The organism is Sphingomonas lycopersici (assembly GCF_026130605.1).
GTDB classification, from domain to species: domain Bacteria; phylum Pseudomonadota; class Alphaproteobacteria; order Sphingomonadales; family Sphingomonadaceae; genus Sphingomonas; species Sphingomonas lycopersici.
The window spans coordinates 19933-35207 of the sequence record NZ_JANFAU010000005.1 but is presented as its reverse complement, the minus strand read 5'-3'; the positions used below and the strand labels follow the sequence as shown (position 1 = coordinate 35207).

14 protein-coding genes are annotated in these 15275 nt (G+C 64.5%); 10 read left to right on the top strand and 4 right to left on the bottom strand.

Translation table 11 applies throughout. The annotated features are described in order from the left end of the window. Positions 1-3 precede the first annotated feature (3 nt). From NED98_RS11740 to NED98_RS11730, 3 genes are read right to left on the bottom strand one after another with little or no spacing between them, the layout of a single operon-like run. Complete coding sequence (locus tag NED98_RS11740) at positions 4-753, bottom strand: SDR family NAD(P)-dependent oxidoreductase (protein ID WP_265268644.1); 750 nt, start codon at positions 751-753, stop codon at positions 4-6. Further along, the gene (locus tag NED98_RS11735) at positions 753-2885 is read right to left on the bottom strand and encodes an oxidoreductase (protein ID WP_265313134.1); all 2133 of its coding nucleotides are present in this window, start codon (positions 2883-2885) and stop codon (positions 753-755) included. The genes NED98_RS11740 and NED98_RS11735 overlap by 1 nt, the downstream gene beginning before the upstream one ends. Positions 2886-2911: 26 nt before the next feature. After that, positions 2912-3358: a nuclear transport factor 2 family protein gene (locus tag NED98_RS11730; RefSeq protein WP_265313133.1), complete on the bottom strand. Its 447-nt coding sequence runs from the start codon at positions 3356-3358 to the stop codon at positions 2912-2914. Positions 3359-3492: 134 nt separating this feature from the next. Between NED98_RS11730 and NED98_RS11725 the strand changes: the two genes are divergently transcribed. The 7 genes from NED98_RS11725 to NED98_RS11695 all read left to right on the top strand — a co-directional run bounded on the left by NED98_RS11725 (position 3493) and on the right by NED98_RS11695 (position 10862). Further along, positions 3493-3981 (top strand): nuclear transport factor 2 family protein, encoded by a 489-nt coding sequence (locus NED98_RS11725; protein ID WP_265313132.1) that lies wholly within the window; start codon positions 3493-3495, stop codon positions 3979-3981. A gap of 2 nt (positions 3982-3983) precedes the next feature. Beyond that, on the top strand, positions 3984-4505 hold the full coding sequence (locus tag NED98_RS11720) for a nuclear transport factor 2 family protein (RefSeq protein WP_265313131.1): 522 nt from the start codon (positions 3984-3986) through the stop codon (positions 4503-4505). Positions 4506-4601: 96 nt separating this feature from the next. Then, entirely contained in the window at positions 4602-5384 is a 783-nt protein-coding gene (locus NED98_RS11715; protein ID WP_265268648.1) for a helix-turn-helix domain-containing protein, read from the top strand. 99 nt (positions 5385-5483) lie between these two features. Then, the gene (locus NED98_RS11710; RefSeq protein ID WP_265313130.1) at positions 5484-6914 is read left to right on the top strand and encodes a cytochrome P450; all 1431 of its coding nucleotides are present in this window, start codon (positions 5484-5486) and stop codon (positions 6912-6914) included. Beyond that, on the top strand, positions 6914-7249 hold the full coding sequence (locus NED98_RS11705; RefSeq protein WP_265313129.1) for a 2Fe-2S iron-sulfur cluster-binding protein: 336 nt from the start codon (positions 6914-6916) through the stop codon (positions 7247-7249). Before NED98_RS11710 ends, NED98_RS11705 begins: the two co-directional genes overlap by 1 nt. A 194-nt stretch (positions 7250-7443) precedes the next feature. Continuing rightward, positions 7444-9843, top strand: coding sequence for a TonB-dependent receptor (locus NED98_RS11700; RefSeq protein ID WP_265313128.1), 2400 nt, complete (start codon positions 7444-7446; stop codon positions 9841-9843). A 5-nt stretch (positions 9844-9848) separates the two neighbouring features. Next, positions 9849-10862 carry a metallophosphoesterase family protein gene (locus NED98_RS11695; RefSeq protein WP_265313127.1) on the top strand — a complete coding sequence of 338 codons (1014 nt, stop codon included), beginning with the start codon at positions 9849-9851 and terminating at the stop codon, positions 10860-10862. Positions 10863-10949: 87 nt separating this feature from the next. On the opposite strand, the gene NED98_RS11690 is transcribed toward NED98_RS11695, so the two are convergent. Continuing rightward, complete coding sequence (locus NED98_RS11690) at positions 10950-11693, bottom strand: helix-turn-helix domain-containing protein (RefSeq protein ID WP_265313126.1); 744 nt, start codon at positions 11691-11693, stop codon at positions 10950-10952. A gap of 151 nt (positions 11694-11844) precedes the next feature. On the opposite strand from NED98_RS11690, the gene NED98_RS11685 reads away from it, so the two are divergent. From NED98_RS11685 to NED98_RS11675, 3 genes are all read left to right on the top strand, one after another. Next, entirely contained in the window at positions 11845-13587 is a 1743-nt protein-coding gene (locus tag NED98_RS11685; protein ID WP_265268654.1) for an N-acyl-D-amino-acid deacylase family protein, read from the top strand. A gap of 57 nt (positions 13588-13644) precedes the next feature. Beyond that, complete coding sequence (locus NED98_RS11680) at positions 13645-14517, top strand: Coq4 family protein (protein WP_265313125.1); 873 nt, start codon at positions 13645-13647, stop codon at positions 14515-14517. 270 nt (positions 14518-14787) lie between these two features. Next, on the top strand, positions 14788-15162 hold the full coding sequence (locus NED98_RS11675) for a PRC-barrel domain-containing protein (protein WP_265268656.1): 375 nt from the start codon (positions 14788-14790) through the stop codon (positions 15160-15162). Positions 15163-15275 lie beyond the last annotated feature (113 nt).

Below are 15275 nucleotides of genomic sequence, written 5' to 3'. Positions count from 1 at the left end.
TCCTCACCCCGCGGTCTGGCCGGCGTCGACCGGCAAGGCGATGCCGGTGATCTTGCGCGCCGCGTCGGAGGCGAGGAAGGCGACCGCTTCGGCGATATCCTCCGGCTCGCACAGATCGCCGAGCTTGGGCGCGTTGCGCATCACCAGCGCCATATCGACCCCGTCGGGGAGCGCGACGCTGCCGTGCATCGCGGTCTTGACCCCCGTCGGGCAGATGGCATTGACCCGCACTCCAGCAGCGGCGAACTCCACCGCCAGCGATTTGGTCAGCGCGTTCACCCCCGCCTTCGCAGCGCAATAAGCGGTGGTATAGGGGATGCCGACCAGCCCCGCGGCCGAGCTCATGTTGACGATCGTTCCCTTGCTCTCGACGAGGTGCGGCATCGCCGCGCGGCACATGTGGAACACGCCGGAAAGGTTGATGCGCAGCATCCGTTCCCAGCGCGCGTCGTCGAACGTGTCGAGCGGTCCCCAGTCCATGATCCCGGCGATGTTGCACAGCACATCGAGCCGCCCGGTCGCCGCGATCGTCTCGGCGACGAGCTGACGGCAGGAAGCTGCATCGCCCGCGTCGAACGGGATCGCGATGCATCCTGCTCGGGTGACGCGGTCGATGTCCTTGCGAACCTTGCCAAGCGCCTCGGCATTGACGTCGGCGATCACCACTCGCGCGCCGCGTACCCCGAGCAGTTTCGCGGTGGCGCGGCCGATCCCCGATGCGGCGCCGGTGACCAATGCGATCCTGCCCTGCATCAGATCGTCTCCGCCAGTTGCGCGGCATCGTGCATCGCGCCCTCGATATAGCCGACCCCGGTGCAATCCCCGGCGGTGTGGACGCTGAAGCCCGCGGCGCGCAGTTGTTCGGCGAGCGTGGTGTCGCCGGTCGCGCCCTTGGCGACGATCACCTCGTCGGCGTGGATCGTGCGCGTCTGGCCGAGCGTGTTGCGATAGCTCACCGTCTTGTCGCCGATCGCGATGTCGCTCGCCTCGGGGAGCAGGGTGACGCCCAGCTCCTTGAGTTCGTCGAGTACCCGCCAGCGCCGTACCACCTGAAGCCCCGCGCCGAACTTCGCGCCCTCGTCGAGCACAATCACCTTGCGCCCGCGCTTGGCGAGGAATTCCGCCAGCTCCAGCCCGACCAGTTCGCCGCCGACGATCGCGACCGTGTCGTCGAACGGCATCCAATATTCGCTCGCGGTGCGGATGAAGCCAGGGCGTTTGGTGAGCCCGGTCATCGCGCCCGCCTTCATCGCCGCGCGGGTTGCCCAGCCGGTCTTGTCGGCGATCGCGCCGAGATCCTGCCCGAGCATCAGCTTGCGCATATCGTCGCCGCTATAGACATTGGCGCGATCGGCGCCGGGGATCGCGGGCATCGCGCGTCGCGCGCCGGTCGCGACCACCACTTCCTCGACTCCCATGTTGCGCAGCAATTCCGGGGTGGCGGGCGTGCCCAGCCGCACCTCGACCCCTTCGGCGCGAAGCTCGCGCTTGAGCCAGTCGACGATCCCCTGGTTGGGCTTGTAGGCGATCGAGGCGAATTGCGCGGTGCCGCCGAGCCGCCCCGTCGCCTCGATCAGCGTTATGCGGTGACCACGCCGCGCGAGCCGTCGCGCGCTTTCCATCCCCGCCGGCCCGCCGCCGATCACCGCCACATGCTTGGGCGCGGCGGTGCGCGGCAGGGTGCGCTCCAGCTCGAACCCGGTTTCGGGATTGACCGCACATTTCACCGGGCGGCTGAAGAAGATCTGGCTGATGCAGGTGTAGCAATAGATGCACGGCCGCACCGCCTCGCGCTGCCCTTCGGCGAGCTTGCGCGGCAGATGCGGATCGGCGAGCAATTTGCGCCCCATCGTCACGAAATCGAGCTTGCCCGCCGCGATGAAGCGATCGGCATCCTCGGGCTCGATCCGCCCGGGGCAGATCACGGGGATGCCGAGCCCGGCCTTGATCCGCGCCGCGGCGGCGACGAAATTGTTGGGGATATCGGTGGCATGCCCGGTCGAATAAGTCGCCCCGCGCCCCGGATGACCGTCCGCCGAGACGTGGATCGCATCGGCGCCGGCCGCCTCGGCAAGCCGCGCGGTCGCCGCGGCATCCTCGACCGTGATCCCGCCGTCGATCAGGAAATGCTGGCTGTCGAGCCGCGGCCAGACCGGCACATCGCGGCCGACCGTGGCCTTCACCGCGCGGATGATCTCGCACAAGAGCCGCGCGCGGTTTTCGATCGGGCCGCCATAGTCGTCGTCGCGCCGGTTGGAGAGTGGCGAAAGAAACGACGAGATCAGATAACCATGCCCGGCGTGAAGCTCGATCGCATCGACCCCGGCGCGCACCGCGCGCTCCGCCGCGCGCGCGAACATCGCGATCAGCGCCTTGATGTCGTCGGCGGTCATCACCTGAAAACGGATCTCGTCCATCGCCGCCATCGGCGCGGTGAAGATGCGATATTCGTCCTCGAGGAACCCCTCCATCATGTCGCCGCTGTCCTTGCCGACCAGCGGGATCGAGGGGGTCCATAACGGCCGCCCGGCGAGCATGTCGTTCATCGCCACCAGCCCGGCATGCTGGAGCTGGATCGCCAGCTTCGCGCCATGCGCGTGGAGCGTATCGGCGAGCGCGCGGACCCCGGGGATATGGCGCTCGTCGGAGATCGCCTCGTTGCGCCAATTGCCCGATCCGTCGGGATAGCCGATCGACACCGATCCCATCGTGATCAGCGCCGCGCCCCCCTTGGCGCGCTCGACATAATAAGCACGCAACCGCTCGCCGGTGATCCCGTCCTCATCGGCGAGGTTGGAGCCCATCGGCGTCATGAAGATGCGGTTGCGCAATTCCATCGCGCCGATCCGGCCGGGCGAAAGCAGGTGGCGGAAATGCCGCGACATTCTTGTTCCTCTCCGTTGCGCGTCGGTCAGCCGATCGCGCCGTCCTTCACCGCCTGCCACGTCGCGCTCGTGCCCAGCGCGCGCTCGACGACCTGCGGGTTCACATATTCGCGCCAGCGCGTGATGCGCCCGTCGGCGAACTCGAACAGGCTGATGTAGTTGTTCGAATAAGGCGCGCCGGTCGGCAGATATTCGCTGTGCGAGCTATATTCGGCGATCAATTTGCCGGGGTCGGCCATGTCGTGGATCGCCGCGATGCGATAGGCATAGGGGGTGAAATCGCGCAGGCTCTCCTCCAGCGCATCGCGCAGCCAGCGCGCGCCGCATTGCTCGGTCGGAAAACCGTCCATCACCGGATAGGGCCATTCGAGCAGGATATCGTCGGCGAGGCACGCCTCGAACGTATCGAAATCCTTGGTGCCCAGCGCCACCAGCATGCGCTCGAACAGCGCGACGTTTGCCGGATCGGTCATCCTTCGCCTCTCGATTATCGTTTTTCGCGCTCAGGCTATTGCCCCGCGAAGAAGCGCGCCTAGTCAATTCTGAGGAGATCGCGGATCATCGCCGCGGTTAAGCTCGACCGAAATCGAGTGGGAGAAGGATCGCCGTGGCGCTCAGGCTGGAAGATATCGAGCTGATCAAGCAGCTCAAACACCGTTACTGTCGCTTCCTCGACACGGCGGATGCCGCGGGGCTGACGAGCGTGCTCGCGCCGGACGTGGTGGTCGATTATGTCGGCGCGACCTATCATTTCCACGCCGAGGGTAGCGCCGAGGTCGTGCCGCTGCTCACCGCCGCGTTCCACGAGGATTTCGTCGGCGTGCACACCGTCCACCAGCCCGAAATCACGGTCCACGACAGCGGGGAGAGTGCCGAGGGGCGCTGGACGCTGACCGACTGGGCGGTCGACCTGCGCACCGGGATCGAGACCAGCGGCGCGTGCCTCTATCGGGACGAATACCGCCGCATCGACGGCGAATGGCGGATCAGCCGCTCGGCCTATCGTCGGCTGTTCGAGAAGGTGGCGAAGCTCGATCCGCTGCCCGACTTCCCGGCGCGTTATCTCGCCGAAAAAGCCCAGCGCCCGGAGATTTGAGCATGAGCTATCCGCGCGAGGAAGTGGCGGCGGCGATCAGCGGCCTCAAGGACGCGTTCGTCGAGGCCGAGCGGCGCAATCAATGGTCGTGGCTGGCAGACGAATTCTACCACGAGGATTGCGTCTACATTTGCCCCTATGGCGGCGCGATGCCGGTGGTGGCGAACGGGCGCGAGGAAATCCGCCGCACGCATTACGGGCGCGATATGGACGTCGGCTCGGGCTGGGAGGGATGGAGCTTCCCGATCCTCGACTGGGCGATCGAGGGCGACCGGATCATCAGCCATTGGGTCAACCGCGGCCCCGGCCGCCGCGCCGACGGGAGTTTTTACGAAACCCACGGGGTTTCGCTGATCACCTACGGCGGCGGGGGCAAGTTCAGCTACCAAATGGATCTGTTCGATATCGCGCACCAGATGCGGCTGTGCGACGAGCTCGATGAAGCCGGACTGCTCAGCGCGACGTTGAAGCGCGATTGGGTGCAGCCGATGAAGGCGCGGCTGGTCGCGATGTTGCAGGTTTAGGCTCCCGCCTTTGCGGGAGCACAAGGGGTTTCCGCCCGCTGCCGATCCGGCCTAAGAGTCCGCACAACGAGCGTCGACCGGGGGAGGGCAGGGCAAGTGAAGACGGAGCGGCTCCACGGCCAGTCGGTCTATCTCGTCGAGGCGGTGAAACGCGCGCTCAAGGATCGCGGCATGACCTATGCCGATGTCGCCGCCGCGCTCGGGCTGAGCCACGCCAGCACCAAGCGGATCTTCGCGCAACGCAGCTTCACGATCGATCGCGTCGAGCAATTGTGCGAGCTGATCGGGATCAGCTTCCTCGATCTCGCGCGGATGGCGGAGGAGGGGCGGCCTGCCGCGCGCGACACGCTCAACGATGCGCTCGAACAGGCATTGGTCGACGATCCGATGCTGCTGTTCTGTTTTCACCTGCTGCTCGGCGGCTGGACGGTGGCGCGGATCGAGAACCATTATGGCGTCGGGCAGGCGATGCTGATCCCCGCATTGGTCAAGCTCGAACGGATGGGGCTGATCCAGCTCCTCCCCGGCAATGCAGTGCGGCTGATGACCGCGCGCAACATCAAATGGCGCCCCGGCGGCCCGATCCGCCGCTTCTTCGACCAGCGCGTGAAAGAGGAATTCCTCGCGCGCGATTTCTCCTCGCCCGGCTCGGTATGGGAATTCGAGATCGGCGAGCTTTCCGAGGCGTCGCGCGCCCTGTTGTCGCGGCGCATCGCCAATCTTTTCCGCGAGGTGCGCGATCTCGTCGCGCAGGATGCGGCGCTGCCCCCGGCGCTCAAGACCAATGTCGGGATGTTGATCGCCTCGACCCCGGTGCCGCTCGAACTGCTTGCCCGCGATATAGCTGATAGTCTTGAAAGTCAGGCTCCCGAGTATTGAAATACGCTACTTCGTAACCCGCGCTCGCGTTGATCGGGCGCGTCTGACGATACTCTTGTCCAAAGCCGGCACGAACCGGCGACAAGAGGAGATGATGCGATGGCGGCGCTCGCCCTTGAAGCACCGGCTGAACCACCGACGCTGGACGGTGGCTTACCCCTGTTGGGGCATCTGACGGATTTCTTCCGCGACCCGGTAAAGTTGCTGCGCGATGGCTATAACAAGCGCGGGCCGATCTTCAGCTTTCGCATGGGCGGGCGGCGGATGGTCGTGCTGCTCGGGCCGGACAATAACCGCTTCGTCTTCCAGGAAACCGACAAACTTCTGTCGATCCGCGAGTCGATGCCGTTCTTCCACAAGATGTTCTCGCCGAACTTCTACTCCTTCGCGGAGATGGAAGAATATCTCCGTCAGCGCGCGGTGATCATGCCGCGCTTCAAGGCGTCGGCCATGAAGCAATATGTGCCGGTGATGGCCGAGGAGTCGATGGCGCTGGCCTATAGCCTCGGCGACAGCGGCGAATTCGATCTGGTGCAGACGCTGGGGCCGGTGGTGATGGATATCGCCGCGCACAGCTTCATGGGGCGCGATTTCAAGCAGAAGCTGGGCCACGAATTCTTCGATCTGTTCCGCGATTTTTCGGGCGGGATGGAATTCGTGCTGCCCTTGTGGGTGCCGACGCGCAAGATGCGCAAGAGCCAGGCGGCGAAGCGCAAGCTCCACCGCATCCTCACCGACTGGATCGCCGAGCGCCGCCGCAACCCGGTCGAGCCGGCCGATTTCTTCCAGGATATCGTCGCGGCGACCTATCCGGACGGCACCCCGATCCCCGACGAGTTGATCATCCATATGATCCTGCTGCTCGTCTGGGCCGGGCATGAGACGACCACCGGGCAGGTGAGCTGGGCGTTGATCGATATCCTGCAGAACCCGGGTTATCGCGAGACGCTCCAGGGTGAATTGCAACAGGTCCTCGGCTCGACCTCCGGCGCGGATATGAGCTGGGATCAGGCGATCGCGATGCAGAAGATGGATCTCGCATTACGCGAGACCGAGCGGCTCCACCCGGTCGCCTTCACGATGATCCGCAAGGCCGCTGCCGATTTCGAGCGCGAGGGTTATCAAGTGCATAAGGGCGACTGGGTGCTGCTCGCACCCTCGGTCAGCCACCGGATGAGCGAGGTGTTCACCGCTCCCGATGAGTATCGCCCCGAGCGGTTCGATACCGAGCGCGCCGATGCGAAGGTGGAGAGCAACAGCCTGATCGGCTTCGGCGGCGGGATGCACCGCTGCGCCGGAGTCAATTTCGCGCGGATGGAGATGAAGGTGCTGCTCGCGGTGCTGCTCCAGCGTTACGATATGCAATTGATCGACGAGCCGCGGCCGATCGCGGGGGCAGGCACCTATTGGCCGGCGCAGCCGTGTCGGGTGCGTTATCGCCGCCGCAAACTGGAGGAGGCCGCGCCCGCCGATATCGCCGCGCTTGCCGCCGCGGCCGGTTGCCCCGCCCATGCCAAGGGTGGTGCCTGATGGCGCGGGTCACTTACGTCCAGCCCGACGGCAGCGCGCGGACCTGCACCAATTTCGAGGGCATGGCGGTGATGCACCTCGCGGTCGGCAATCTCGTCGACGGGATCGACGCCTTGTGCGGCGGCGTGCGCCAGTGCGGCACCTGCCACGTCTATGTCGACGATGCCTGGGCGGCGCGGGTCGGCGGGCCGGGCGAAGACGAAGCGGCGATGCTCGAGGCGCTGGGCGACAGGATCGAAGTCAGGCCGACGAGCCGGCTAAGTTGCCAGATCCATATTACCGAAGAACTCGACGGTCTTGTCGTGCATGTGCCCGACGATCAGCCCGGCGTATAACGCGTTTGCGCGCAAAATATCATAACAAACCTCAATTTGCGTATTGATTTTCGGTTACGAAGTACGCAGTCTCGCGGGGAATTCGATCCGAAAGAATCAAGCGCCCGATCAAGAGGCGTGGTTTTCCACATGCGTAATTCGACGTCGGCCACGCTTTGTCGGGGGATCGGCGCGACCAGTTTCGGGGAGGGATGATGCTGAAAAAGTCACTTCGCACCGCGCTGTTTTCGTTCACGGCGGTCGGCGCGCTGAGTTCATCGCAAGCGTTCGCACAGGCCACCGATGCCGCCCAGGCCGCGCCCGCGGCGGCGAGCACAGGGGGCGGGCTGAGCGATATCGTCGTCACCGCGCAGCGCCGCGCGGAGAATTTGCAGAACGTGCCGGTCGCGGTTACCGCGCTCAACCAGGATACGTTGGGCAATTTTCGCGTCACCGACGTATCGGACCTGACCGGACTTGCGCCGAACCTGCAGATCCTGAGTCAGGGTTTGCAGTCGATTCCGACCATCTCTATTCGTGGCATCAGCTCGGGTGTATCCAACAACTCTGTAGACCCCAAGGTTGGTATCTATCTTGACGGCGTCTATATTGGTCGCTCGGTCGGCGCGATCTTCGATCTCGCCGATATCGAGCGGGTCGAGGTGTTGCGTGGGCCGCAGGGTACGCTGTTCGGGCGCAACGCGACGGGCGGCGCGATCAGCCTCGTCACCGCGGCGCCGACCGGCGAGTTCGGCGTCAATGCTTATGCCTCCTATGGCAATTACGACGCCTTCCGCACGCGGGTGACAGTCAATCTCCCCGCGCTTGGCCCGCTTAGCGTCAAGGTTACCTACCTTCACGATCAGAATAACGGCTATATGAAGAATCTGATCGGCGGGCGTTCGATCAATCTCAGCCTGCGCGACCCGAGTTTCGGCACGCTGACTTATGGCGATCGCTTCGGCGCGAAGAACGTCAACGCCTTTCAGGTCGCGGCGCGACTGCAGGCGACCGATAACCTGACCGTCGATTACAAGTTCGACTATACCCAGAGCAAGACGATGGGCAGCGCGGTGCAGTTGCTCGGCACGCCGGCGGGGCCGACCGCGCCGCTGGCGGGGGGGATCCTGGCGTTCCAGCCGCTGTTCGGCGGCATCACCAACCTCAGCACGACGCGGCTCGATCCGGTGGCCAACGCCACCAGCCCCGAAGATCTCAACGTGCAGGGCCATAACGTCACCGTCACGCTCCACGCCAACGACAATCTCGAAGTCAAGAGCATCACCGGCTTCCGCAGCTTCGATCAGCAGCCGAATATCTTCGATCTCGCCGGCACCGGCGGGATCCGTTTCACCGCGGGGCAATTGGCGGCGTTGCTCCAGGGCAATGTCCCCGGCGTCTTCAACCCGGCGGTCGCGCCCGGACCGAACGACAGCATGTTCTCGCTGCTGACGTCGCGCAAGACGCGGCAGAAGCAGTTCAGCGAGGAACTGCAGTTCGTCGTCACCACCAAGGCGATCGACTTGACCGCGGGCCTGTTCTACTTCCACGAGCGCTCGCCGGCGACCGATATTCTCGGCATCTTCCAGCCGGTCGCCAGTGGAGTGGTCATTCCCACGCCGTTCGATTCGATCTTCGGCAGCGGCGTGACCGAATCGATCGCGGTCAACAGCTCGATGGCGGCTTATGCGCAGGGCACCTATCATGTCACCCCCAAGCTCGACATCACGCTCGGCGGCCGCTTCACCGCGGACAATCGCGAGACGATCCTGATCCGCACCGGGTCCCCCGGCGTGGGTGGCGGCGGGATCCTGCCGCCGGGGACCTATAAGAAGAGCTATGAGAAGTTCAATTATACCGGCATCCTGACCTATCGGCCGACCGGTGACATCACGGCTTATGCCAAGATCGCGACCGGCTATGTCGCTGGCGGCATTCTGAGCGCGATTCCGTACAATCCCGAAACCGTGACGTCTTACGAGCTCGGGCTGAAGTCGGAATTGTTCAATCGCCGGTTGCGCGCGAACTTTGCCGGTTTCTACGTCAACTATAAGGATCTCCAGATCCAGACCTTCCAGAACGGCGTCCAGCGGTTCGAAAATGCCGGCAAGGCGCGCATCTGGGGCGTCGAGGCGGAAATCGATGCGATCCCGGTCGAGCGGCTCACGCTGAGCGGAACCGCCGGCTATACGGACTTCAAATATCTGAAATATGTGTCCGAACTCGGCGACATCACCGATATCGTCCGCGCCAATTATATCCCCAAGTGGAACGTGCGCCTCTCGGGACAATATGACTTCCCCGAATTCGGCGGTGGCGGGAATATGTATTTCCGCATGGACGGCCGTTGGCAGTCCAAGGCCTATCCCGGCGCGCTGCCGACCGGGGTGCCCGCGCTCGACGCGCTCGCGGTCACCAGGCCTTATTGGATCGTCGACGGGCGCTTCGGCCTCGTCAACCTGCCGATGGGCGGGGTGAAGCTCGGCGCGTCCTTGTGGGTCAAGAACCTGCTCGACAAGAATGACGTATTCGTCTTCGGCCCGCAGGTGATCAACCAGACCGCCGAATTCCTCGTCGGCCGCACCTTCGGCGCCGACGTGACCGTGAAGTTCTGATCGTCATGAAACGCGTGTTTGCTTTCGGTCTTTTGTGTTGCACTGCGCTGGTCGGCGCCGCTCTGCCGGGCGACACCTTCCGGCCGGTGGCGGGGGCGGCGATCGGCAAGGCGGCGCCGTGGAGCGCCGCGCCGGTCGCCGATGCCGAGACATTGCGTTTCGCGGTGATCGGCGACCGCACCGGGCTCGCGCGGCCCGGGGTGTTCGAGCAGGCGATGAACCAGATCGGCTGGATGCGCCCCGAATTCGTCATCAACGCGGGCGATCTGATCGAAGGCTATACCGACGACAAGGGAGAGATCGGCGCCGAATGGGATCATATCAAAGGGGCGGTCGCCAAATTGGGCGTGCCGTTCTTCTACGTCCCCGGCAATCACGATCTGGGCACCGATGCCGAGTTGCAGGTGTGGCGCGAGCGGCACGGCAGCCCTTATTATGCGTTCGAATACAAGAACGTGCTGTTCCTGTGCCTCGACACCGAAGACCCGCCGATGCCGATGTCGCCGGAAATGTCGAAGCAGTTCCGCGGGGTGCTCAAGGCGCTCGCCGCCGATCCGGTCGGGACGGAAAAGGCGATCAATGCGCAGCTCGCGCAGGTCAACAAATCGCGCGCGCTGGAAACCGCCGGGATCAATGGCGCGCGGTTCAGCGACGCGCAGGTCGATTTCGTGCGTCGCACGCTCGCCGCGCATCGCAACGTGCGCTGGACCTTCGTGCTGATGCACAAGCCGGCGTGGACGCTCAAGTCCGCCGCGTTCGACAAGATCGAGGCGATGCTGGCGAACCGGAAATATACCGTGATCGCGGGGCACAATCATTATTACAGCCATGAGCTGCGCAACGGCCGCGACTATTTCCAGATGGGGACGGTCGGCGCGATCTCGCATCAGGAAGGGCCGGGCAAGATGGATCATCTCGCCTGGGTGACGGTCGACAAGGCCGGGCCGCATTATGCGCTGGTCCGGCTGACCGGGCTGCTCGATAAGAATGGCGAGACCGGGCAGACGTTGGCGCGTTAGCCTCGCTTGTGCTCCCGCGAAGGCGGGAGCCCAGACTGGGTCCCCGCCTTCGCGGGGACACAAGCGGGCTTGGGCCGCCGCTCGATTTTAACCCTGCGACATTTCCCGCAGCTGCGTCAGATCGAGCGGCCGCGCCGCGCTCAGCACCGCGTGCCAGCCCCGCGGCAAGTGGCTTTCGGCGCGATCCGCCACCGCGAGCGCCGAAAGCTCGCGGCGGTGGCGCTCGATCATCTCCGCCATTTGCGCCGCGCCGGCCTCCGACAGCTTGATCACCGTCGAGCCGTAAACCGCGTCGTCCGCGCTGAAATCCATTTCGAGGAACTGGCGCTTCATCTGCAATTCGAACTGACGCCGCATCGGCAGCTTGCGCCATACGATATGCGGATTGATCCGCGTGCGCGCACGGCCGCCGGGCAGCCGATCGATCAACGCCAGTTTGTAGAGCCGGCCGAGCATCGCCTCCATCGTCGCCGCGGGGATCGCGAGATCCTGCGCCAGTTCCTGCCAATTCTCCCCGCTCAGGATCGCGATGAACAGGAAGGAGAGCAGGATATCCTCGCTCAACGCCTTTTCCTGCGCGAGCGTCAGCTCGTTGGCGAGGTGCGGCGGGGGCGCCTCGCTCTCGCGGACCAGATCGGCGAGCGACACGTCGCACAAGCCTGCCAGCGCCTCCAGCCGACCGAGCGTCAGCCCGCGCCCGGCGAGCCAGCGCTTGATCGTCGGCTCGCTCGCCGCCAGCGCCTCGGCGATGCGCCGTACGCTCCACCCGGCGCCGCGCAAATGGCGCCGCAGCACCGCGAGCAACGCCTCCTGACCAGGGGAGCGATTCACCGTTCGAAGATCATCTGGCGATCCATATCGTATCTTTATGTGATCCGATTGACCCTGTCCAATTTGGTCCGCGCGGCGCGGCGTGAGCATAATCGCCGGGTGTTTGAACGAGTCCCGGCGAACGGGTCGGGCACAAGGAGAGGAAGAGGCAATGAGCGCGATTCTGATCAAGGGCGGTACGGTGGTCGACGGCACCGGCGCGCCGGCATTCGCCGCCGACGTGCGGGTGAAGGGCAAGACGATCGCGGAGGTCGCGCCCGGCCTCACCCCGCATGACGACGAGCGGGTGATCGACGCCACCGGCTGCTATGTCACCCCCGGTTTCATCGAGAGCCACACCCATTTCGATGCGACGATGTGGTGGCAGCCCGATCTCGATCCGCTCCCCAGCTATGGCGCGACGACGGTGGTGATGGGCAATTGCGGCTTTTCCGCCGCGCCGATCTCCGACGATCCCGAAGTCGCGTTCGAGATGATCAAGATCTTCTCCTTCTTCGAGGATATCCCCGAAGGGCCGTTCCAGAAGAATTTGCCGTGGGATTGGCGCACATGGTCCGAATATCAGCGGTCGATGACGACGCGGCTCAAGATCCCGGCCAATTACGGCGCCTTCGTCGGGCATCTCGCGATCCGGCTCGCCGCAATGGGAATGGACGCGTGGAAGCGCGTCGCCACCCCCGCCGAAATCGCCAAGATGGCCGAGTTGCTCGAAGACGCGATGGAGGCCGGCGCGCTCGGCATGTCGTCCAACCTGCTCGATCATGACGGGCAGGACCGGCCGGTGCCGACCTTGATCGCCGACGATGCCGAATTCGCCGCGCTGATCGACGTGCTGGCACGCTACCCCGGCTGCACGATGCAGGTGATCGTCGACACCTTCATGCGCATGTCCGCCCCGGCGAGCCTCGAACGGCTGGTGCGGCTGCTCAAGGGCAAGAAATTGCGCGTCCAGATCGCCGGCGCGATCCCGACGCTCGAATTCCAGAAGCCCGCGCTGGAGATCATGAAGCCGCTGGTCGAGCAGGCGCAGGCCGACGGCTATGATATCTGGCCGGGCTTCGCGCATGTCTCGCCGACCAACACCTTGTCGCTCACCCGCTCGCTGATCTTCGCCCAGTCGAACGATTATGTCTGGCATGAGGTGGTGCTGGCCGAGACCGAGGAAGCCAAGCTCGCGCTGCTCAACGATCCCGACTGGCGCGCGCGGGCGCGCGAAAGCTGGGATACCAAGGTGTGGCCGCACGCCCCGATGAACAATCCGCACCGGCTGCACTTGCGCAACTCGGACAACGGCATGGGGCCGATCAACATCACGCTCAAGGAATATGCCGACTCGCGCGGGCTGCATCATTCGGATGCGATGGCCGAGTGGATCATCGCCAATGGCGTCCGTTCGACGGTGCATATGGCCCCGTTCCCCAAGCTCGAGGACCTCACGGTCGAATTGCTCAAGCATCCGCAGACCGTCGGCAACATCTCCGACGCGCCCGCGCACGGCCAGATGTTCTGCGGCGGCGGCGAGAATATCCTGCTGCTCACCAAATATTGCCGCGACGAAGGCAAGGTGACGATCGAAGAAGCGATCCATGTCATGACGGGCAAGCTCGCCGGGCATTTCGGCTTCCACGATCGCGGCGCGATCAAGCCGGGGCTGCGCGCCGATATCGCGGTGTTCGATCTCAACGAAATCCAGCGGCGCGAGGAATATAAACGCTTCGACGTGCCGACCGGCGATTTCGGGGTGACGTGGCGCTACACCCGCGATGCGGCGCCGATGCGGCTGACGATGGTCAACGGCATGCCGACCTTCTTCGAGGGCCGTTTCACCGGCGCGATGCCGGGCGAATTCGTCAGCCCGCCCGCCGCACCCGCGCTGGCGCAGGCAGCGGAATGATCGGAGCGGCCCGCGACGCACGCGCGTCGCGGGCCTGATTTTTCAGGAGAGATCGTCATGGTCGAAGTCAGCCAGGCCGATTACGAATATTTCAACGGCTCGATCGTCCAGCATGCCACCGAAAGCTCGGTGCTGATCAGCTCGTCAAAATATCTCAACAACGCCCCGCTCCGCGCGCTGATCGCGCAGGAGATGTTGCGCCGCAACGGGCCCGATATGCCCAACACCGCTTTCATCCCCGAGGTGGCGCAGATCCTGCACAATCTGGAGGACATGCCCGCGATCTTCCGGCTGTTCGAGGAGGAAAAGGCGCGGCTGCCGGAATTCCGCGACTGGCTCGATCGCCGTGTGCTGTCCGACTTCAAGGTCGAGGACGTCAAACATTGCAAGCCCGGCACTTTGGGCCATGTAATCCACGATTTCCTCGCCAACAGCGGCTATCAGATGGATTATTTCTTCCAGGGGATGAAGGTCGACAGCGATTACACTTTCTATCTCAAGGAACGCACCTTCACCCACGATATCGAGCATATGGTGACCGGCTTCGAGACCAATCACGCCGGCGAGGTCGCGCTGCTCACCGCCAATATGTACGCCTTCTACAATTATTTCTGTCCCGAGCTGGCGGCGTTCTTCAACCGCGTCTCGACCTATCTTCGCGCCAAGACCTATATGAAGAGCGGGCTGCATTATCCGGAAGGCTTCAAGGTCCAGCTCGATGCCGAATTCGTCGGCGCGGAGCAGGGGCGGAACTGGAAGATGCCGCTGATGCTGGTGCCGTGGCGCGAGATGATCGACCGTCCGCTGGTCGAGATCCGCGCTGAATATGGCATCACAGACGTGCTCCCGGCGGGGCATTGGGACTGGACCACCGCGGTGGCGGAGGACCCGCGCCCGACCGAACCTGCGCTCGCGGCTGCGGCGGAGTAAGCCCTTGCTACCACCCCGGCGAAGGCCGGGGTCCAGCATCGGGCCGGTCGTGACTGGACCCCGGCCTTCGCCGGGGTGGAAGGGAAGGGGGGCGGCCCTAACATCCGCCTTCTTGTGTCCCCGCGAAGGCGGGGACCCAGGGGCCAAGTCAAACAACGGCGTATTGTTTGGCTCTGGGTCCGCGCCTTCGCGGGGACACAAGGAGGCGGAACGTCCCGCCTCGTCGAGCGTTGAGACCACAGCCGGTCGTTCCGGCTGGGAAATGACACCATGGCCCCGATCGCACAGGAAACCGATCACGCGCTGATCCTGTCCAGCCGCGTCAACGGCACCCCGGTCTTCGATCGCGCCGGCAACCGGCTCGGCCATGTCGACGATCTCTCGATCGACAAGGTGAGCGGGCGGGTGCTCTATGCGATCATGTCGTTCGGCGGCTTTCTCGGCATCGGCGAGCGTTTTCATCCGGTGCCCTGGGGATTGCTCGATTATGCGCCGGGGCACGGCGGGTTCGTCGTTCCGCTCGATCGCAACATCCTCAAGGATGCGCCCAATTACGATGCGGTCGAGCTGCGCAACCTCGGCGGGCCGAGCTTCCGCAGCTACAGCGATATCATCTTCGGCTATTATGGCGCGCCGCCCTGGTAGACGCAGGTCGATCCTCGCAACCCCTCCTTCGTCATTCCCGCGAAGGCGGGAATCCATTCATACCGTCGTTGCGCTTCTATCGCTGAGGTCTGGGTGAATGGATTCCCGCCTTC